We start from the raw sequence: 17,661 nt of genomic DNA, 5'->3' as shown, positions 1-17,661 counted from the left end.
CCTCCCTCACTCCTTCGTCCGGGCGGCGACCATCAGCTGTCCGAGCGCGAGCCCGCCGTCGTTGGGGGGCACCTTGCGGTGTCTCAGTACGGTGAAGCCGTCCTCCTCCAGGCCGGCCGAACAGCCCTCCGTCAGAAGGGCGTTGCAGAACACACCTCCGGTCAGGGCCACGGTGGCGATGCCCGTACGGAGCCGGGCCGCCGCGCACACGTCACGGACGAGGCCGGTCACCGCCCGGTGGAAGCGGCGGGCCACGGCCGGGGCCGGCACACCGGCCAGGACATCCGCCGCGGCGGCCGCCAGGACCGGTGACGGGTCGGCGATCAGCGGGAGCTCCGGCCCGCCCGGCTCTGCTCCCAGGATGAACCCGTACGCCCGCCCGCGCCCGTCGTCGCCGGAGCGAGGGTGCGGACCAGGGGCACCCAGCGCCGCGTTCTCCAGCCGCATCGCCGCCTCGGCCTCGTACTCCACCCGGTGGCAGACGCCCGCGAGCGAGGAGACGGCGTCGAAGAGGCGGCCCATGCTGGAGGTGGGGACGCAGTTCAGTCCGCGCTCCAACTGCCGCTCCAGCAGCCGCCGTTCGCCGGGCGGTGCGATGGCGGTGCAGGGCAGCCCGTCCGACCAGGGCACTCCGGCGGCGCGCAGGTGGGAGAGCGCCATCCGGTACGGGTTGCGGACGGCGGCGTCACCGCCGGGCAGCGGCACGTAACGGAGGTGGGCGAAGCGCTGGAAGCCGTCGTAGTCCGCGATGAGGACTTCCCCGCCCCAGACCGCCCCGTCGTCGCCGTAGCCGGTGCCGTCGAAGGCGATGCCGATGACGGGCGCGGTGCCGTCCAGCCCGTGCTCGGCCATGGTGGAGGCGACATGGGCGTGGTGGTGCTGGACCTGGCGGAGGGGCAGGCCGCGCGCCTCGGCGGTGCGGCGGGCCCACCGGGTGGAGCGGTAGCCGGGGTGGCGGTCGGCGATGAGGAGGCTCGGGGTGACGGTGGTGAGGCCGGTGAGGTGGGCGGTGGCCTCGGCGAAGGCGGTGAGGGTGGCGAGGTCGTCCATGTCGCCGACGTGGGCGGAGAGCCAGGCGTAGCGGTCGTCGGCGGCGCAGAAGGTGTTCTTCAGGTCGCCGCCGACCGCGAGGGCCGGGAGGACGGGCAGCGGCAGGGCGAGCGGCAGCGGCGCGTAGCCGCGTGAGCGCCGGACCGGGAGTTCGGCCCCGGCGCAGATCCGGACCACCGAGTCGTCGCACGGCACATGGATGGGCCGGTCGTGCTGGAGCCAGGCGTCGGCCAGCCCGTCCAGCCGGGCGAGCGCCTCGGCGTCGTCGGTGACGATCGGCTCGCCGGAACGGTTTCCGCTGGTCATGACGAGGACACGTGGCCCGGGCAGGTCGCCGGTCAGGCCGAGGAGGAGGCGGTGCAGCGGGGTGTACGGGAGCATCACGCCGAGATCGGGGCTGCCGGGGGCGACGTCCGGGGCCACCTCCGCGGACGGCGAGGCGTGGCGGCGTAGCAGGACGACCGGTTTACGGGGGCCGGTGAGGAGGTCGCGTTCGGCCTCGTCCACCTCGGCGAGGCGGTGGACGGTCTCCAGGGAGTCCGCGAGGACGGCGAAGGGCTTGCCGCCCCGGTTCTTGCGCTTGCGCAGGGTGCGTACGGCGGTGGGGTCCCCGGCGTCGCAGGCGAGGTGGTAGCCGCCGATCCCCTTGACCGCGACGACCGCGCCGGCCGCGAGCAGCCGCCGGGCCTCCGCGAGCGCGTCGTCCCCGTGCAGCGCGCCCGGGTCGTCCTGTCGTCGGCGGAGGGTGAGGCGGGGACCGCAGGCCGGGCAGGCGATCGGCTGGGCGTGGAAGCGGCGGTCGGCGGGGTCGGCGTACTCGCGGGCGCAGTCCGGGCACATCGGGAAGCCGGCCATGGTCGTGAGGGGCCGGTCGTAGGGCAGGCCGGTGACCACGGTGAAGCGGGGTCCGCAGTGGGTGCAGGTGATGAACGGGTGGCGGTGGCGCCGGTCGGCCGGGTCCGCGAGCTCGGCCAGGCAGGCGTCGCAGGTCGCGGTGTCCGGCGGGATCAGGGTGCGGCCGGTGCCGGAGGAGGCGGAGGGGCGGATGGTGAAGCCGCAGCCGTCGTTGAGGGGCGGCACAGGGCGCGGCTCCACCGATTCGACGACGGCGAGCGGGGGCGCGCGGGTGCCGATCGCGTCGGTGAAGGCGTCGACCGCCGCCGCCGGTCCCTCGACCTCCGTCCGCACGCCGTCGGCGTCGTTGGTGACCCAGCCGGTGAGGCCGTGCTCCTCGGCCAGCGTGTAGACGAACGGACGGAAGCCGACGCCCTGGACCGCGCCGCGCACGGTGAGGTGGCGGCGGACCCGGTCCTGCGGGGCCGCCGTGGGCTGGGGCAGAGGGTCCGCCGTGGTCATCGCGGGGTTCCGGCGGGGGCGTGGGAGTGCTCGGCGGAGGCGGAAGGGGTGTCGTGGTGGTGGTGCAGGTGCTTCTCGTGCTGCCGCGCGAGCACCGGCGTATGGCTCTCCAGGCCGTCCGCCGCCCGCAGGACATGGGCGAGCAGCGCGTCGATGCCTTCGCCGGTCCTGGCCGAGGTCTCGATGACGGGCACGCCCGGGTTGACCTGCTGGACTCCGCCGAGGAAGGCCTCCCGCCGGAACTCCACCGCGTCCGCGAGGTCCGTCTTGGTCACCACGACCAGGTGGGCGAGGCCGAAGGCCGCCGGGTACTTCACCGGCTTGTCCTCGCCCTCGGTCACCGAGGCGAGCGCGATCCGCACGGTCTCGCCGAGGTCGTAGGAGGCGGGGCAGACGAGGTTGCCGACGTTCTCGACGAACAGCAGCCGGGTCCCCTCCGGCAGCCAGCCCTCCAGCTTGGCCCCGAGCATGCCCGCCTCCAGGTGGCAGAGCCCGTCGGTGAGGATCTGCTGCACGGGGGCGCCCGAGCGGGCGAGGCGCGTCGCGTCGTTCTCGGTGGCGAGGTCGGCGGTGACGGCGGCGGCCGGGGTGCCCGCGGCGACGGCCCGGGTCAGCAGGGCCTCCAGCAGGGCGGTCTTGCCGCTGCCGGGGCTGGACATGAGGTTGACGGCCGTGGTGCCGCGATCGTCCAGGGTGCGGCGCAGCTCCACCGCGTTGGTGTCGTTCTTCGCCAGCACGGCCTGATGCAGGTCAACGGTGCGGCACATGGCTCGCCTCCGGTATGTCGTCCCCCTGCCTGATCTCCGGGTCCTCCAGGACGACCCGGGCGATCTCCAGTTCGCGCCCGCCGGTCAGGCTCATCGCCCGTGAGCAGGTGGCGCACCACAGGTCCGGGGGCATCCCGGTCGCGGTGTCCCGGCCGCAGCTCTCGCAGCGGGCTCTTCCCTCAACAGTCTCGATCAGCAGCCGGGCGTCCGCCAGGGCAGTGCCCTCGGCCGCCACCCCGAAGGAGAAGTCCAGCGCCTCGGGCACCACCCCGGACAGCTCCCCGACCCGCAGGGTCAGCGAGCGGACCGGGACCTGTTCGGCGCCGCGCTCCCGCAGCGCGCCGTCGACCTGGTCGACGACGGCCATCGCGATCGACAGCTCATGCACGGCGCTCACCCCCTCGCTACCCTGAAAGGACCATGGCTGGTCACGAGGTCGAACGGCGAGCGCTGCTCACCCCGGTCCTGCTCCTGCTCCTGGCGGAACGCCGGGGCCACGGCTACGAGCTGGTGCAGCGCCTGGGGGCGTTCGGCTGGGAGGAAGCCGAGTCGGCCCACGTCTACCGGCTGTTGCGGTCCATGGAGAAGTGCGGCGAGGTCACCTCGCAGTGGTGCGCCTCCGCCTCCGGCCCCGCCCGTCGCGTGTACGCCATCACTCCGCAGGGCGCCATGAACCTCGCCCTCTGGTTCGTCCGGCTGGGAGAACTGCACAGCACCCTCCATCTCTTCCTCGAGCGCTATGTGCAGCTGGAGGACGTCGGGGGCGAGGAGGGTTCCCCGCACCACTCCGAACACGCGGACTACATCCGGCGCATGCGCAGGTAGCGCCGGGCGTCGGGCAGGTTCCTGACGACGCCGTACACGGCCGCGAGGCCCGCGGCGACGCCGATCCACATCCAGTGCATCCTGTGCCTCCAACGTCGTGCTCTCTCAGTTCCGTCGTGGTCTCTCAGTTCTTCTGCGGTACGGGGCCGGGTACGGGGACGCCGCGACGCGACAGCAGGCCGAGCACCAGCTCCACCGCCGGGTCCACCGCCTCCTCGACGGGCGGGCTCAGCCCGATCCCCTCCCCCGTGTCGCGGGGCTCGCAGCCGACGACGTACACCTCGTCGGGGAGCGTGCCGCCCGCGCCGGCGTGCAGGTCGTGCAGCAGGCCGAGCACGGTGGCGGGGTCCATCGCGTGGGTGTCGAGAGGCCCGGGCCGGTGGCCGGCGGCCGGGGGCTGCGGTCCGACGTCGATCGTGTACAGCGTGCCGGGCGGGCCGCCCCGGCTCACCAGGTCCACCAGGACGAGGGTGCGGTAGCCCTCCAGGAGCCGGTAGGCGAGGTGCACCCCGCGGATTCCGGCGTCCATCAGCTCGGTGCCGGGCGGGAGGCGGGACGGGTCGAGGCGGCCGAGCCGCCGGACCGTCTCCACCCCGAAGCCGTCGTCCTGGAGGAAGATGTTGCCGACCCCGGCGACCAGGGTGCGTTCCGGTGTCTCCGTACCGCTCATGGCTCCTCCTCCCCCGGCTCCTTCAGCGGCGCCACCTCGTCCGGCTTGAAGTAGAGGAAGCGGCCCTGCTGGCGGCGGATGTCGGTGCCCGGATCGTCGTCCAGGACCACGGCCAGGTGGAGTTCGCCGTCCAGGTCCGCGACGACGGCCTCGACGGTGGCCGGGCAGCCCCGCAGGAAGGTGTCCTGGGCGTCCGTGCGGCGGGCCCCCGGGGTGAGGAGGACCCGGGAGCCCTGGCCCACGGCCTCACCGTCAATGGGGATGGTGGTGGGCGCGTCGGCCGCTTCGGGATCCTGCTGCGGGTCCCACCAGGGATGCCCGCCGCCTTCGGGAAGGGTGAGCCCGGGAGTGGGCGCTGCGGATGGCTCCTCGCCCGTCACCTCGCGCAGCCCCCGGATCGCCCCGTGCAGCCGCTCCCTTACGGCATCGGGCATGGAGTCCACCAGGTCGATGACCTCGGCGGCCCGGTCGTCCGTACCGCGCGCCTCCCGTTTCTCCCGCTCGGTGAGGGCGGCGGTGCGCAGCGAGAGGATCTCGTCGATCTCGGTGGCGTCGTACAGCGGTCCGGGGCTCTCCTCCGCGAGGACGGGGTGGTCCTCCAGGATGATCGGCGAGGAGAGGACGAGGTCCTCACGGTCGGCCGGGCCCGCGAGCACCGGCCAGGTGTGGTCGTTGCGCAGCTCCGCGACGGCGGGGCGGGCCCACTCGGGCGGATCGGTCATGGAGAGGAACCTGCCTCCCTCGACGGCGAGCAGCAGGTGGGCGCCGATCATGCTGTGCGGGAGGGCCGTCGTCCGGTCCCCGGCCGGGGCGCCGGTGGTGTTGTGCACGGTGACGGTGAGGCGCGAGACCCGGTAGGGGCCGGGGAGTTGCTCGGCCCGGGGGCGGATCTCGCCGGACAGCCGGGCCCGTCGCCGTACGAGCCGTCCCAGGACGCGGCCCTCCGCGTCCCGCACGGGTTCGTACTCGACGGCGGGCGGCAGGTCGAAGGTGGCGGTACGGGTGTGGGCCTGCGCTCCCGTCAGCTCGGCGAGGGGCGCGTGCAGCCGGATGCGCTCCTCGTGGCCCTCGTCCCAGGGGACCAGGACCCGGTCGGGCAGCTCCAGTTCGGGCACCTCGGTGTAGGTGCCGTCGGGGTCGAGGCGTTCGACGGTCCGCCGCCGGACGTGCAGGAAGCGCAGCTCGGCGTGGAGCCGGTCGGCGGTGCGGGGTTCGAGGAGGAGGTCGGTGCGCTGCTCCGCGTACTCACCGCCCTGTGCCGCGCAGGAGGGCGGCACCAGGACGCCGAACTGCCAGCGCATCTGGTTCTTCGCGGACGAGGCGCGGTACGGGTAGAGGACGTACCCCTCGAAGAGGACGGCGTCGGCGACCGTACGGGCCTGGTCGAGGGCGTCGTCGGCGCTCCCGGGCGGGGGCAGCAGGTCCGGGTTCGTCATCTCACTCGGCCCCCTTCGCTTCCGCGGCCGCCGTCGCCTCGGCGGTGGCGAGCAGCTCGTCGAAGACCTGCTCCCAGGACGGCAGGGCGCGCGCCGAGCGGTAGCGGCGCAGCGCCTCCAGGCTGTCCTTGCGCAGCCGCAGCCAGCCGGTGTTGGGGAAGTAGGACTCGATCAGCTCCCGCCAGACGTCCACGGGCATCAGGCAGGACGCTTCCTTGTGCCAGGGGATCGGCTCGGCGCGGAAGCCGTTGCGGCCGGTGAAGACCGTGCCGGAGAAGAGCAGCAGCAGGGGTATCTCGCCGCGTGCGAGGGCCCGGAAGTACGAGGCGGAGGCGACCTCGGTGTCGTACGTGCAGGGCACCGGGAGGTCGACGTGGGTGGTGCCGGTGAAGGCGGGCACGGTGATGGAGGCGTGGGCGAACTGGAGCGGTTTCAGCGTGCTGCTCCAGCGGCTGGGCTCGCCGAACAGGTCGCCCAGCATGTCGACCTCGTCCGGGTCGTAGGTGCGCTGGGCCGGCTCTATCCGGATCTGGCAGCGCAGGGCGACGGCGTGGACGGGCTGGTGGTCCAGCTCCTCGATGCGCAGGTCGAACAGGAGCGTGGGGCTCGCGCCGAAGGGCTCGGGCCGAACGCCGGTGCAGCGGAAGTCGAGGTCGGTCATGGGGCGCCCCCGGGATTCCCCGTGGCTGAGGCCTCGGTCTCCGCGGGCTCCCCGCTCTCTGCGGGCAGCGGTCGTGCGCGGGCCGCGACACGCTCGAAGAACTCCTCGATGTCCGCGCGGGCCTCGGCTCCGCCGTCGAAGCCCTTCCAGTGGAGCCGCATCCGCCCGACGAGTTCGTAGCAGACATCGATCGGTACGAGGGTGCAGGTCGCCGGCTCTCCGCGCTCGGCGTGCAGCAGCAGCGCCTCCACGTCGTCCTCCAGCAGCCCGGCGAGACGGGTGCGGCCGATGACGGCGTCCCAGGTCGCGGGGTCGAGTTCGCTCTCGGTCGCTCCGGCGGGGCTGGGGTAGAAGGCGGCGAACCGGTCGAGGGCGGAGTTGCGGAAGAAGAAGGCGAGGCCGACGGGGATCTGGAGCCGGTTCCAGCCGTCGCCGTCGAGGGTGAAGCCGGGGTCGGTGAGGTAGCGGTCCGGGACGGCCCGGAAGCGGCCCTGTCCGGCGCCGGGCCGGGTGAAGAGCAGGTGGCAGGGCGGGCAGGAGCACTTGAGGGAGCGCCGGGTGGTGTCGACGAGGTGCCGGTGCTCGTCCGGCAGCGGCTCCCCGCACAGCTCGCACCGCTCCCCCGGCGGTGGCGGCCGCCGGGTGAACTGGGCGAGGACGCCCGCGCTCACGGCCTTGCCCCCAGCAGCTCGGGCAGCGCGACCCGGACGGCGCCCTCCTCCTCCAGGAGCGGCAGGGGCTCCAGGTGGGCCTGCTCGCCGCGCCCCGCGTGCCGTACGTCGAACCGGGCGGCGCACTCCGCGCAGCTCAGGAACTCCCCGTCGAGGGGTGCGGTGCGCAGATCGGCCCCGCAGCCGGGACAGCGGTCGCGGTAGGCGTACAGATTGCCGGGGAGCCGGACGAGGAGGAGCGCGTTGCCTTCGATGTCGGCGACGCGGGTGGCGTGGTCGCGGGCGGGCAGGGCGGGGGTGGCGAGGGTGTGCCAGCGGGGCGGTTCCGCGTCGGCGGCCGGGGGCTGCGTGCCCGGGGCGTCGGCGGGCGGGTGGGGCAGGATTTGGAGCAGGGGCTGTCCGTCGGCGGCCGGGGCCTCGGCGACCCCCTCCACCTCGATGTGCGCGATCTCCGGCGCGAGGCGGGCGACGGCCTCCTCGATGGTCCAGCGCACGGTCTGGGTGGAGGACGGGCAGCCGTCGCAGCTGCCGCGCAACCGCAGCCGCAGGGTGGGCCCTTCGGGTGTCTCCAGGTCCAGGCCTGCGACGTCGACGTCCCCGGCGTGCGAGCCGAGGTAGGGGCGGACCTTGTCGAGTGCGCGGCCGACCCGGGTCATGGTGTCCTCGGGGTGCAGGTCGTGCAGGATCAGCAGATCCCCGACGAGTTCGTCGGCGGTGAGCACGGCGAGCGGGTCGGAGCCGGCCGGGGCGGCGCGCAGCAGCCGTACGGTGCGGGCGAGGCCCTCCCCGTAGAACTCGACGACGCTGCGCACGAGTTCGTCGGCGGTCTCGCGGGCCTGGGGTCCGGCCTCGCGTCCCAGTCGGTCCAGCAGTTCACCGATGCGTGCACCGGGGTCGGCTCCCGCCATCGTGGGCCCCTTTCCTGGAGTACGGGGTCGGCTCCGCCCGTCCCGTACGGGGGTCAGCCGCCCGCCAGTCCACTCAGCCCGGTCGGCATATGGGTCTGTTCGACGGTCCGGCCGCCGCCGACGTACATGTGGACGCCGCACGGCAGGCACGGGTCGAAGCTGCGGACGGCCCGCATGATGTCGATGCCCTTGAAGTTCTCGGGGGTGTTCTCCTCGAAGATGGGCGTGTTCTGGACGGCGTCCTCGTACGGTCCGGGGGTGCCGTAGCTGTCGCGGACGCTGCCGTTCCAGGGGGTCGGCGGGTAGGGGTGGTAGTTGGCGATCTTCCCGTCCCGGATGACCATGTGGTGGGAGAGGACGCCGCGTACGGCCTCGGTGAAGCCGCAGCCGATCGATTCGTCGGGGACGTCGAACTGCTCCCAGGTCTGGGTGCGTCCGGCGCGGACCTCCTCCATCGCCTGCTCGGCGAAGTGGAGGGCGGCGGCGGCCGCGTACGCCTGGAAGTAGGTGCGGGCCCGGTTGCGTTCGATGGCGTTGGACCACTGCGGGATCGTCCACTCCAGCGACATCTCCGGCTTGGTCATGGTGCGCGGGAGGTTGATCTGGACGCTGTGGCCGGTGGCCTTGATGTAGCCGATGTCGACGAGTCCGGACAGGGCGGTGGACCAGAGGCGGGCGATGGGGCCGCCGCCGGTGTCCAGGGCGAGGTGGTCGGTGCCGTCGAACCAGCGCGGGGACATGACCCAGCTGTACTTGTCGTCGAAGTCGCGCTTCTGCGGGGCCGGGATGGTGTGCTGGTTCCAGGGGTGGCGTTCGTCCAGCTCGTTGCCGAGGGGGTCGCGTTCGACGAACTTGCCCATGCCCGCCCAGTCCTCGTAGTAGGAGGAGCCGAGCAGGATGCGGATGCCGAGGTTGATGTCGACGAGGCTGTTGGTGACGAGCTCGCCGTCGACCACGACGCCCGGGGTGACGAACATCTTGCGGCCCCAGTCCTCCATCGTGGCGTACTTGAAGTCGCAGTGCTCCGGGTCGTTGAGCGCGCCCCAGCAGCCGAGCAGGATGCGACGGCGGCCGACCTCCTCGTACCCGGGCAGCGCCTCGTAGAAGAAGTCGAAGAGGTCGTCGTGGAGCGGGACGACCCGCTTCATGAACTCCACGTAGCGGGTGAGGCGGGTGAGGTAGTCGGTGAAGAGCTGGATCGTGGCGACCGTGCCGACGCCGCCGGGGTAGAGCGTGGAGGGGTGCACATGGCGGCCCTCCATCAGGCAGAACATCTCCCGGGTGTAGCGGCTGACCTGGAGGGCCTCGCGGTAGAACTCGCCTTCCAGCGGGTTCAGGGAGCGCATGATGTCGGCGATGGTGCGGTAGCCGTGGTCGGCGGCGTGCGGGGCCTCGGTGCGTTCGGCGAGTTCGAGGACGCCGGGGTTGGTCTCGGCGACCATCCGCTCGCAGTAGTCCACGCCGACCAGGTTCTCCTGGAAGATGTTGTGGTCGAACATGTACTCGGCGGCCTCACCGAGGTTGATGATCCACTCACCGAGGTGCGGGGGTGCCACGCCGTACGCCATGTTCTGCGCGTAGACGGAACAGGTGGCGTGGTTGTCACCGCAGATGCCGCAGATGCGGCTGGTGATGAAGTGGGCGTCCCGGGGGTCCTTGCCCTTCATGAAGACGCTGTAGCCGCGGAAGATCGAGGAGGTGCTGTAGCACTCCGCGACCCGCTTCGCGGCGAAGTCGATCTTGGTGTGGATGCCGAGGCTGCCGACGATGCGCGTGATCGGGTCCCACGACATCTCCATGAGGCCGTCAGCGTCGACGGCGTGTTTGCCGGTCGCAGTCGCCATGGTCCCGCGCCGCCTTTCTGGTAGGTCGAGCTGCCCGTCCTGGCCCTACGGCTCCCCGGGATCGCCGGGGGCCCGGGTCACCAGGGCGGCCGGTAGCCGGTCTTGATGGTGTCGGTCTTGGTGCGCCACTTCGGTTCCTTGTCGGCCGTCTTCTCGGTGAAGTGCCGCAGCCGGCGGATGACGGAGCCGTAGATCCCGCTCGCCGCCGCCGAGACGTGGCCGCCGGGTGGCTCGTCCATGAAGGGCATGAACTTGTCGGGGAAGCCGGGCATCGTGCAGCCGATGCAGATGCCGCCGACGTTGGGGCAGCCGCCGACGCCGTTGATCCAGCCGCGCTTGGGCACGTTGCACTTGACGACCGGGCCCCAGCAGCCGAGCTTGACCAGGCACTGCGGGGAGCCGTACTCGTCGGCGAACTGGCCCTGCTCGTAGTAGCCCGCCCGGTCGCAGCCCTCGTGGACGGTGGCGCCGAACAGCCAGGTGGGCCGCAGCTCCTCGTCCAGCGGGATCATGGGCGCGGCGCCGGCGGCCTGGTAGAGCAGGTACAGCAGGGTCTCGGAGGCGTTGTCGGGGTGGACGGGACAGCCGGGGATGCAGACGATCGGGATGCCCGCCTTGGACTTCCACTCCCAGCCCAGGTAGTCGGGTACGCCCATGGCTCCGGTGGGGTTGCCCGCCATGGCGTGGATGCCGCCGTAGGTGGCGCAGGTGCCGATGGCGACGACCGCGAGGGCCTTGGGGGTGAGCCGGTCCAGCCACTCGCTGGTGGTGATGGGCTGGCCGGTCTCGGGGTCGTCGCCGAAGCCGCACCAGTAGCCCTCTGGCTTGATGCGCTCGTTCGGTATGGAGCCCTCGACCACCAGGACGAAGGGTTCCAGCTCGCCCCGGTCGGCCTTGAAGAACCACTCCACGAAGTTGTCGGCGCCCTGGACGGGCCCGCACTCGTAGTCGATGAGGGGCCAGTGGACGGCGACCTTGGGCAGTCCTGGCAGGGCGCCGAGGGCGAGTTCCTCGATGCTCGGCTGGGTGGCGGCGGTGAGGGAGACCGAGTCCCCGTCGCAGCTCAGCCCGGCGTTGATCCACAAGATATGGACGGTGGGGTCTTCCTGAGGTGTGTCCAGTACGTCCGTGTCGGCCGTAGTGGCGGTCGGGGCGTCCATGAGCCCTCCTCGGGTCGGCCCGCTTCAGGAGCTTCTTACCGGCAGCCTCTTTCCTGGATACCGCGACCACGTCCCGGCCGGTAAGTGCGCGGTGGCCCTATTGCCTCCCTGCACCCGTCCCCGTACCCGCGTACGCGGACATGCCGACGGCCCCCGCCGCGGTGTGCGAGCGGGGGCCGTCGGGTGCCCGTCAGGACTCGGTGAGCACCGCGTCGATCTCGCGCAGGAAGTCCTTCAGGTCGTCGGGCGTCCGCGAGGTGATCAGCGGCCAGCCGCCCTCGTCGTCACGGACCACCGACTTGTCGACCCAGGAGCCGCCGGCGTTGGTGAGGTCGGTCCTGAGGGACGCGTACGAGGTCAGGGTCTTGCCCTGGACGTAGCCGCCCTCGATGAGCGCCCACGGGCCGTGGCAGATCGCCGCGACGGGCCGGCCGGAGGCCGCGAACGAGCTGACGATCCGGGTGGTGGCGTCCTGGAGGCGCAGCGTGTCGGCGTTGAGCGTGCCGCCCGGGATGAGCAGGAGGTCGTACGCGGCGGGGTCGACGTCCGCCAGCGTGAGGTCGGGCCGCACCGTGTCGCCGGGGTCCTTGTCGCCCACGAGGGTGCGGATCTCGTCGTCGGAGACCGCCGCCACGCTCACCTGTGCGCCGCTGTCGCGCAGGTGCTTCACGGGGACGACGAGTTCGTCCTGCTCCACCCCGTAGTTGGTGACGATCGCCAGGATCCGGCGGTTGCCGAGATCGGTGGTGGCCATGTGCTGCTCCTCTCCTCACAGGTCCTACGGTCGGTCGTGCTCATCCCCCGGTGATGCGGACGCACTCCGCGACGGTGTCGCGGAGGCTCCCGGTCCGCTCCAGGATCTCGCGCTGGACCCTGGCCCCGTTGCCGCGCCGCTCCAGGGCGGCCAGCGCCTTCTGGGCGGCCTTGAGGTCGCCGCTGTCCTCCAGGGCCTCCCGCACATGGGCCAAAAGCGCCTGGAGTACGTCGGCGGCGGGCTCGGGCCGCAGGGTCCGAGGGTGGATCAGCCGGTCCTCGAGACCGGATCGGGCCGCCTGCCAGGAGGCCACCCGCAGCAGAGCCACCTCGGTGTCCAGGGCAGGCACCCCGGCCCGCCACTCGCGCGCCGCCGTCTCCACCAGCGCCCGCACCAGCGTGGCCAACAGCACCGTGTCCGCCGGGTCCAGGCAGACGTCGGCGATCCGCACTTCCACTGTGGGGTAGCTGTGCGAGAGGCGCGCGTCGAAGTAGACCATCCCCTCGTCCTTGAGCACGCCGGTGCCGACGAGGGCCTTCACCTGCTCGTGGTAGCGCTCGGCGGAGCCGTGCAGCTCCACGGGCCCGGCCGAGGGCCACCTGCCCCACACCCGGCTGCGGTAGCTGGCGTACTGGGTGTCCTGCGCCTGCCAGAAGGGGGAATTGGCGCTCAGGGCGAGCAGGACGGGCAGCCAGCCGCGCACCCGGTCCAGGACCGCGACGCCCTCCTCGTCCGACTCGACCGAGACGTGTACGTGGCAGCCGCAGGTCAGCTGCTCCTGGGCGGTCAGCCCGTAGTGCTCCGCCATCCAGTTGTACCGCTCGCCCGCCCCGATCATGGGGCTCACGGGCAGCGGTGAGGTCGCCAGGGCCGCGACCGATGCCCCTACGTCGGCGGCGTGGCGGATCGCCTCGGCGCGCCACCGGTGCACCGCCTCGGCGATCTCGGCCATCTCACGGCAGGGATGCGTCGCGAACTCCAGCTGCTGGCGGTGCAGCTCCGGCTCGAAGGCCGACTCCCCCTCCGCGTCCTTCTCGGCGAGGGCCAGCACAGCCGTGGAGAGGGCTCGCACCTCCCCGCTGTCCGGGTCCACCAACAGCAGTTCTTCTTCCACGCCCACGGTCCGCACCACAGCGCCCACCCCTTCGTTGTTCATCCGGTGATCAGGCCGAGAGGATGGAGTCGTCCTCGGGGCGGGCCCCCGGCAGCCGGTGCCGGGCGGCGACCAGCGCGCTGTCGACATCGCCCGTGCCCGTGGAGACGCACAGGGTGTACGCCACGTCGTCCATGCGCTGCCGCGCCTCGGTGGTGCCGCTCTCCGCGTGCAGCAGGCGCAGGGCCTCGTACTGCTCGACCAGGTTGCGCAGCACGGTGGGGTGGGCCATCAGCATGCGGGGGATCCTTCCGGGCGGGATGCTTCATGTGAATGTCGTGTGCCCGTGCTGTGCGCTCGGGCACAGCCCCGAGTACCCCGACATGTGCGACCCATACCCCCGTGTGGGAAGTCTCCCCCGGCCCCGCCTCCGGTGAATCGTTCGGTCCGCAAGGGGTACCCAGCAGGACGAACGACTCGTCCCCGGGCTCTCCGGGGCAGCACGGAAGGAAGCTCTCATGACCGACCGCAGGCCGGAAGGCACCGCCTACACCGGGGCTTCCGGCAGCCCGCCCCCCGTACCGGCGGATCTGCCGGACCAGCAGCACCAGGAGGGCGAGGACGCCCTCGACATACCGATTCCGGACCGGGTCGCCCGTGAGAGCGGCGACCGCCCCGATCCGGACGAGGCGGGTTCCGGCCGGGACGAGCCGCGCAACGCGGGTGCGCACCCCGAGGAGCACCCGACACCGGACGAGTCCACCGGGTAACCGGCGTAGGACGCACTGGGGCCCCAGGACGCGATGCGTCCTGGGGGCCCCAGTGGTCGTTCGACCCGGATCAGGCGGTGGTGATGTTCTCCGCCTGCGGGCCCTTCTGGCCCTGGGTGATGTCGAAGGTCACCGCCTGGCCTTCCTGGAGCTCACGGAAGCCGGTGGAGTTGATGTTGGAGTAGTGCGCGAAGACGTCGGGGCCGCCGCCGTCCTGCGCGATGAAGCCGAAGCCCTTTTCCGAGTTGAACCACTTGACGGTTCCGCTGGCCATGCCTGTACCTCTCAGCAGTAAACGGATCCGCACCGCGCGGACCCGGAGGTGATCGCCCTGGTTCTCAGGCACTGCACAGCAAAACGCCCGCGCCAGGCGCGGGCAGGTACTGCGAACCACGACATCTGCCAGGGACGCTACACGGCGGGATCACTCCTCACCAGAGAGCAACGCCATTTTGGTGTGGATCTTCCTCCGGGCAGGTGGCTCGAACCGCACCGACTGCGCCCCGTTCAGGGCGCGTCGGCGCCCCGGGCGACGCTCCGCGCCCACAGGACCAGCGGCAGCTGGAGGGGCAGCCGGGCCAGGGCGGCGGCCCGCTGCGGCCGGGGCCGGTCACGCCAGTCCACGGCCATCTGCACATTGGCCGGAAACACCCCGACGAAGAATCCCGCGGTCGCCCGGGCGGCGGCGCCCCGCGTCCGGGGGTGCGCGATCCCCGCTGCCAGGGCGAGTTCGACCACTCCGCTCGCGTACGTCCAGGTTCGGGGCGCTCCGGGCAGGATCCGGGGCACGGTGGCGTCGAACGCCTTCGGGACGGCGAAGTGGAGCACCCCCGCTCCCGCCATGAGTCCGGCGAGCAGCAGGGGGGAGCGTGTCCGGCGGGGCATGGGGACTCCTCGGGGCTTCGGATGGTCCGGGAACTCGACTTACTTGCGAGTAAGTTACCGGTTCCCGGCGCCCCGCGTCCCCTTCTCGCTACTGGATGAACCGGGGCAGCCACCGCGCCTGGTAGTCCGGGTGCCCGGCGTACTCGGCGGCCAGCTGGCGTACGGCGAAGCCCAGGCCCACCGCCCGGCCGGAGCGGAAGTCCTGGGCGGGGCGGTCGGTGTCCAGCTCGGCGACCTCGACGTACTCCCCCAGCAGCACCCGGTGCGTCTCGATCCGCTCCAGGGTGCGGGCGGGGTCCTGGAGGGCGATGTGGTGGTCGAAGCCGCGGTCCCGCACCGTGAACGCGACCCCGCCCCTGCGGTCGTGGACCTCGCCGGGCACATCCGCCGGACACCGCCACCGGTCCCCGCCGGCAGCCAGGGCGACCTGTTCCTCATCGGCGAGACGCGCCTGGACGAAGGCCACCATGTCTGTGTTGCCGGCCATTGGATGCTGCTCCCTCGTGTTCATGGATCACTGCGGTGATACGGGGAGCATTGTGATGGACCGGCGCGGCGCGATCCACCGCGGCAGGCGGTGCGGGCCCCGGTGGGCGGGTGTGCGAGCGGCAAAGGGGACGAGCGGGTCAGTCCGCCGTCTCCCCGGCCCCCTTCGCGGCCAGATCGGCGAGGACCTGGTGCAGGGGTTCGGTCAGCCGGCGGCGGTACTCCTGGACGGCCCAGCCGTTGCCGTCCGGGTCGGTGAAGTACATGAACGTGGCCCCGTCCTCGGGGGCGTACCGCTGGGGCTCGGAGACCTCCACCCCTCGGGCGACGAGCTCCGCGTGGGCGGCGTCGATGTCGGTGACGCAGAGCTGGAGGCCGTGGTACGTGCCCGGCTGCGGCTCCCCCGTCGGGTTCGGCACGCCGTCGGTCAGGGCGATGGAGCAGCCCGAGCCGGGCGGGGTGAGCTGGACGACGCGCGCCCCCGGCATCACCTCGCCGTCGATGTCGACGTGGAAGCCGAGCTTGTCGCGGTAGAAGTCACGGGCCCGGTCCAGGTCGGTCACGGGGAGCACGATCACTTCAAGGGTCCAGTCCATGGCTGTGGGGGCCTTTCGCTGTGTCGGGGGGTGTGCCGGAGGTGTCGTCGGCCGTTGCGGAGGACGTTGTTCCGGAGGATGTCCTGTCGGAGGCCGTCCCGCCGGGGGCGGTCACCCCCGGGGTGGCGCCGCCCTGGAGCCGGGCCAGGTCGGAGGGGCGGACCTGGATGATCACCAGGGCGACCAGGGCGGCGAAGACGGCGAAGCAGGCCGCGACGACGAAGGCGCTGGAGACACCGGCGGTGAGGACCTCGTCGCCCCAGGGCGGTGGCAGCTCCCCGGTCCTGCGGAACTGGAGGAGCTGGGCCGGGGTGGCCTGTTCCAGGAAGCGCGGCACCTGGTCGGTGGCCTCGTGGCGGCTGGCCGTGCCGAACATGGTCACCAGGATGGAGAGCCCCAGGGAGCCGCCCACCTGCTGGGTCGCGTTGAGGACACCGGACGCGGCGCCCGCCTCCTTCGGCGCGACGCCGGAGACCGCCATGAGGGTCAGGGAGACGAACTGCATGCCCATGCCGAGGCCGAAGACGAGCATCGGGCCGAGGATGGAGCCAAGGTACGTGCTGTGGACGTCGGTCAGCGTCAGCCAGCCGAGCCCGATGGCGGCCAGCAGCGCGCCCGTCACCATGAAGGGTTTGGGCCCCAGCCTGGGCAGCAGCTGGGAGGCCAGGCCGGCGCCGACCGCGATGATGACGCTGACCGGCAGGAAGGCGAGTCCGGCCCGCAGCGGGCTGAAGCCCAGCACGTTCTGGACGAAGAGCGTCAGGAAGAAGAACATCCCGAACATCGCCGCGGCGAGGCTCAGCATCATCGCGTAGGTCCCGGCGCGGTTGCGGTCGCGGAACATCCACAGCGGGGTGATCGGCTGCCGGGAGCGGCTCTCGATGAAGATGAACAGCGCCAGCAGCACGAGCGCCGCCGCGAAGGAGCCGAGGGTGAGCGAGTCGCTCCAGCCGTCCTCGGAGGCGCGGATGAAGCCGTAGACCAGCAGCACCATGCCGACGGTCGAGGTGAGGGCGCCGACGACGTCGAAGTGGCCCGGATGCCGTTCGGACTCGCGGATGTAGCGGGGGGTGGCGAAGGCGATGAGCAGGCCGATGGGGACGTTCACGAACAGGACCCAGCGCCAGTCCAGCCACTCGACGAGCACCCCGCCCGCCAGCAGCCCGATCGCGCTGCCGCCCGCCGAGACCGCGGCGAACACCCCGAAGGCGCGGTTGCGTTCGGGGCCCTCGCGGAAGGTCGTGGTGATCAGCGACAGGGCGGTCGGCGAGGCGATGGCGCCACCGACGCCCTGGAGCGAGCGGGCGGCCAGCAACTGCCAGGACTCCTGCGAGAGTCCGCCGAGCAGCGAGGCGAGCACGAAGAGCAGCACGCCGAAGATGAAGACGCGGCGGCGGCCGAGGATGTCACCGAGCCGCCCGCCGAGCAGCAGCAGTCCGCCGAAGGTCAGCGTGTAGGCGTTGACCACCCAGGACAGGTTCTCGGTGGAGAAGCCCAGGGACTTCTGCATGTGCGGGAGGGCGATGTTGACGATGGTGATGTCGAGGACCACCATCAGCTGGCACGAGGCGATGACGAGGAGTGCCAGCCCGCTGCCGCGGCCCTGCCGATCGGGCCGGGCGGCCTTTCCGGGTGTCGCGTGGGAGCCCGTCATAGGTGGGTTCGTCTCTCGTTCCGAGGGCGCTGCGCCCCGTCGGGGCGGTCGGTCTCTCCGTCGGCCGGATGAACG

20 protein-coding genes are annotated in these 17,661 nt (G+C 72.2%); 2 read left to right on the top strand and 18 right to left on the bottom strand.

Annotated elements, in window-relative coordinates:
• Window positions 1–6: 6 nt before the first annotated feature.
• From hypF to GTY67_RS33180, 3 genes are read right to left on the bottom strand one after another with little or no spacing between them, the layout of a single operon-like run.
• Window positions 7–2,406, bottom strand: a complete 2,400-nt coding sequence (gene hypF / locus GTY67_RS33190; RefSeq protein WP_161281490.1) for a carbamoyltransferase HypF — start codon at window positions 2,404–2,406, stop codon at window positions 7–9.
• Window positions 2,403–3,173 carry a hydrogenase nickel incorporation protein HypB gene (gene hypB, locus GTY67_RS33185; RefSeq protein WP_161281489.1) on the bottom strand — a complete coding sequence of 257 codons (771 nt, stop codon included), beginning with the start codon at window positions 3,171–3,173 and terminating at the stop codon, window positions 2,403–2,405. The genes hypF and hypB overlap by 4 nt, the downstream gene beginning before the upstream one ends.
• Window positions 3,157–3,561: a hydrogenase maturation nickel metallochaperone HypA gene (locus GTY67_RS33180; protein WP_161281677.1), complete on the bottom strand. Its 405-nt coding sequence runs from the start codon at window positions 3,559–3,561 to the stop codon at window positions 3,157–3,159. Before GTY67_RS33180 ends, hypB begins: the two co-directional genes overlap by 17 nt.
• Window positions 3,562–3,593: 32 nt before the next feature.
• Here GTY67_RS33180 and GTY67_RS33175 point away from each other — a divergent pair, with 32 nt between their 5' ends.
• A complete protein-coding gene (locus GTY67_RS33175) occupies window positions 3,594–3,998 on the top strand; it encodes a helix-turn-helix transcriptional regulator (RefSeq protein ID WP_161281488.1) in 405 nt (134 codons plus the stop codon).
• A 124-nt stretch (window positions 3,999–4,122) separates the two neighbouring features.
• Here the strand turns inward: GTY67_RS33175 and GTY67_RS33170 are convergent, their stop codons facing one another.
• The 10 genes from GTY67_RS33170 to GTY67_RS33125 all read right to left on the bottom strand — a co-directional run bounded on the left by GTY67_RS33170 (window position 4,123) and on the right by GTY67_RS33125 (window position 13,493).
• Window positions 4,123–4,668 (bottom strand): hydrogenase maturation protease, encoded by a 546-nt coding sequence (locus tag GTY67_RS33170; protein ID WP_161281487.1) that lies wholly within the window; start codon window positions 4,666–4,668, stop codon window positions 4,123–4,125.
• Window positions 4,665–6,104, bottom strand: a complete 1,440-nt coding sequence (locus tag GTY67_RS33165; RefSeq protein ID WP_161281486.1) for a hypothetical protein — start codon at window positions 6,102–6,104, stop codon at window positions 4,665–4,667. Before GTY67_RS33165 ends, GTY67_RS33170 begins: the two co-directional genes overlap by 4 nt.
• A 1-nt stretch (window position 6,105) precedes the next feature.
• Entirely contained in the window at window positions 6,106–6,765 is a 660-nt protein-coding gene (locus tag GTY67_RS33160; RefSeq protein WP_161281485.1) for a DUF6084 family protein, read from the bottom strand.
• Window positions 6,762–7,436, bottom strand: coding sequence for a DUF5947 family protein (locus GTY67_RS33155; protein ID WP_161281484.1), 675 nt, complete (start codon window positions 7,434–7,436; stop codon window positions 6,762–6,764). The genes GTY67_RS33160 and GTY67_RS33155 overlap by 4 nt, the downstream gene beginning before the upstream one ends.
• Window positions 7,433–8,344, bottom strand: a complete 912-nt coding sequence (locus GTY67_RS33150) for a NifU family protein (protein WP_202462426.1) — start codon at window positions 8,342–8,344, stop codon at window positions 7,433–7,435. Before GTY67_RS33150 ends, GTY67_RS33155 begins: the two co-directional genes overlap by 4 nt.
• Window positions 8,345–8,397: 53 nt before the next feature.
• Entirely contained in the window at window positions 8,398–10,188 is a 1,791-nt protein-coding gene (locus GTY67_RS33145) for a nickel-dependent hydrogenase large subunit (RefSeq protein ID WP_161281482.1), read from the bottom strand.
• Between the two features lie 77 nt (window positions 10,189–10,265).
• Window positions 10,266–11,348 (bottom strand): hydrogenase expression protein HypE, encoded by a 1,083-nt coding sequence (locus tag GTY67_RS33140; RefSeq protein ID WP_176727408.1) that lies wholly within the window; start codon window positions 11,346–11,348, stop codon window positions 10,266–10,268.
• 190 nt (window positions 11,349–11,538) lie between these two features.
• The gene (locus GTY67_RS33135; protein ID WP_161281481.1) at window positions 11,539–12,102 is read right to left on the bottom strand and encodes a type 1 glutamine amidotransferase domain-containing protein; all 564 of its coding nucleotides are present in this window, start codon (window positions 12,100–12,102) and stop codon (window positions 11,539–11,541) included.
• A 40-nt stretch (window positions 12,103–12,142) separates the two neighbouring features.
• The gene (locus tag GTY67_RS33130; RefSeq protein WP_202462425.1) at window positions 12,143–13,258 is read right to left on the bottom strand and encodes a glutamate--cysteine ligase; all 1,116 of its coding nucleotides are present in this window, start codon (window positions 13,256–13,258) and stop codon (window positions 12,143–12,145) included.
• A 7-nt stretch (window positions 13,259–13,265) separates the two neighbouring features.
• Complete coding sequence (locus GTY67_RS33125) at window positions 13,266–13,493, bottom strand: DUF5133 domain-containing protein (RefSeq protein ID WP_093687917.1); 228 nt, start codon at window positions 13,491–13,493, stop codon at window positions 13,266–13,268.
• A 220-nt stretch (window positions 13,494–13,713) separates the two neighbouring features.
• Between GTY67_RS33125 and GTY67_RS33120 the strand changes: the two genes are divergently transcribed.
• Window positions 13,714–13,965 carry a hypothetical protein gene (locus GTY67_RS33120; RefSeq protein WP_093687915.1) on the top strand — a complete coding sequence of 84 codons (252 nt, stop codon included), beginning with the start codon at window positions 13,714–13,716 and terminating at the stop codon, window positions 13,963–13,965.
• A 70-nt stretch (window positions 13,966–14,035) separates the two neighbouring features.
• On the opposite strand, the gene GTY67_RS33115 is transcribed toward GTY67_RS33120, so the two are convergent.
• From GTY67_RS33115 to GTY67_RS33095, 5 genes are all read right to left on the bottom strand, one after another.
• Window positions 14,036–14,239 carry a cold-shock protein gene (locus tag GTY67_RS33115; RefSeq protein ID WP_003964323.1) on the bottom strand — a complete coding sequence of 68 codons (204 nt, stop codon included), beginning with the start codon at window positions 14,237–14,239 and terminating at the stop codon, window positions 14,036–14,038.
• A 233-nt stretch (window positions 14,240–14,472) separates the two neighbouring features.
• A complete protein-coding gene (locus tag GTY67_RS33110) occupies window positions 14,473–14,850 on the bottom strand; it encodes a hypothetical protein (RefSeq protein WP_093687913.1) in 378 nt (125 codons plus the stop codon).
• 88 nt (window positions 14,851–14,938) lie between these two features.
• Window positions 14,939–15,337, bottom strand: coding sequence for a DUF6221 family protein (locus GTY67_RS33105; RefSeq protein ID WP_093687911.1), 399 nt, complete (start codon window positions 15,335–15,337; stop codon window positions 14,939–14,941).
• A gap of 139 nt (window positions 15,338–15,476) precedes the next feature.
• Window positions 15,477–15,932 (bottom strand): VOC family protein, encoded by a 456-nt coding sequence (locus GTY67_RS33100; RefSeq protein WP_161281480.1) that lies wholly within the window; start codon window positions 15,930–15,932, stop codon window positions 15,477–15,479.
• Complete coding sequence (locus GTY67_RS33095) at window positions 15,916–17,586, bottom strand: MFS transporter (RefSeq protein WP_161281479.1); 1,671 nt, start codon at window positions 17,584–17,586, stop codon at window positions 15,916–15,918. The genes GTY67_RS33100 and GTY67_RS33095 overlap by 17 nt, the downstream gene beginning before the upstream one ends.
• Window positions 17,587–17,661 lie beyond the last annotated feature (75 nt).

The organism is Streptomyces sp. SID8374 (assembly GCF_009865135.1).
Classification (GTDB): domain Bacteria; phylum Actinomycetota; class Actinomycetes; order Streptomycetales; family Streptomycetaceae; genus Streptomyces.
The sequence above is the reverse complement of the archived record's forward strand: the minus strand, read 5'-3'. Positions and strand labels throughout refer to the sequence as shown.

What these genes read in the sequence shown, in the direction of transcription:
- hypF (WP_161281490.1), bottom strand. Translation starts at nt 2,406, where the DNA reads ATGACCACGGCGGACCCTCTGCCCCAGCCCACGGCGGCCCCGCAGGAC.
- hypB (WP_161281489.1), bottom strand. Translation starts at nt 3,173, where the DNA reads ATGTGCCGCACCGTTGACCTGCATCAGGCCGTGCTGGCGAAGAACGAC.
- GTY67_RS33175 (WP_161281488.1), top strand. Translation starts at nt 3,594, where the DNA reads ATGGCTGGTCACGAGGTCGAACGGCGAGCGCTGCTCACCCCGGTCCTG.
- GTY67_RS33170 (WP_161281487.1), bottom strand. Translation starts at nt 4,668, where the DNA reads ATGAGCGGTACGGAGACACCGGAACGCACCCTGGTCGCCGGGGTCGGC.
- GTY67_RS33165 (WP_161281486.1), bottom strand. Translation starts at nt 6,104, where the DNA reads ATGACGAACCCGGACCTGCTGCCCCCGCCCGGGAGCGCCGACGACGCC.
- GTY67_RS33160 (WP_161281485.1), bottom strand. Translation starts at nt 6,765, where the DNA reads ATGACCGACCTCGACTTCCGCTGCACCGGCGTTCGGCCCGAGCCCTTC.
- GTY67_RS33150 (WP_202462426.1), bottom strand. Translation starts at nt 8,344, where the DNA reads ATGGCGGGAGCCGACCCCGGTGCACGCATCGGTGAACTGCTGGACCGA.
- GTY67_RS33145 (WP_161281482.1), bottom strand. Translation starts at nt 10,188, where the DNA reads ATGGCGACTGCGACCGGCAAACACGCCGTCGACGCTGACGGCCTCATG.
- GTY67_RS33140 (WP_176727408.1), bottom strand. Translation starts at nt 11,348, where the DNA reads ATGGACGCCCCGACCGCCACTACGGCCGACACGGACGTACTGGACACA.
- GTY67_RS33135 (WP_161281481.1), bottom strand. Translation starts at nt 12,102, where the DNA reads ATGGCCACCACCGATCTCGGCAACCGCCGGATCCTGGCGATCGTCACC.
- GTY67_RS33130 (WP_202462425.1), bottom strand. Translation starts at nt 13,258, where the DNA reads ATGAACAACGAAGGGGTGGGCGCTGTGGTGCGGACCGTGGGCGTGGAA.
- GTY67_RS33125 (WP_093687917.1), bottom strand. Translation starts at nt 13,493, where the DNA reads ATGCTGATGGCCCACCCCACCGTGCTGCGCAACCTGGTCGAGCAGTAC.
- GTY67_RS33120 (WP_093687915.1), top strand. Translation starts at nt 13,714, where the DNA reads ATGACCGACCGCAGGCCGGAAGGCACCGCCTACACCGGGGCTTCCGGC.
- GTY67_RS33115 (WP_003964323.1), bottom strand. Translation starts at nt 14,239, where the DNA reads ATGGCCAGCGGAACCGTCAAGTGGTTCAACTCGGAAAAGGGCTTCGGC.
- GTY67_RS33110 (WP_093687913.1), bottom strand. Translation starts at nt 14,850, where the DNA reads ATGCCCCGCCGGACACGCTCCCCCCTGCTGCTCGCCGGACTCATGGCG.
- GTY67_RS33105 (WP_093687911.1), bottom strand. Translation starts at nt 15,337, where the DNA reads ATGGCCGGCAACACAGACATGGTGGCCTTCGTCCAGGCGCGTCTCGCC.
- GTY67_RS33100 (WP_161281480.1), bottom strand. Translation starts at nt 15,932, where the DNA reads ATGGACTGGACCCTTGAAGTGATCGTGCTCCCCGTGACCGACCTGGAC.
- GTY67_RS33095 (WP_161281479.1), bottom strand. Translation starts at nt 17,586, where the DNA reads ATGACGGGCTCCCACGCGACACCCGGAAAGGCCGCCCGGCCCGATCGG.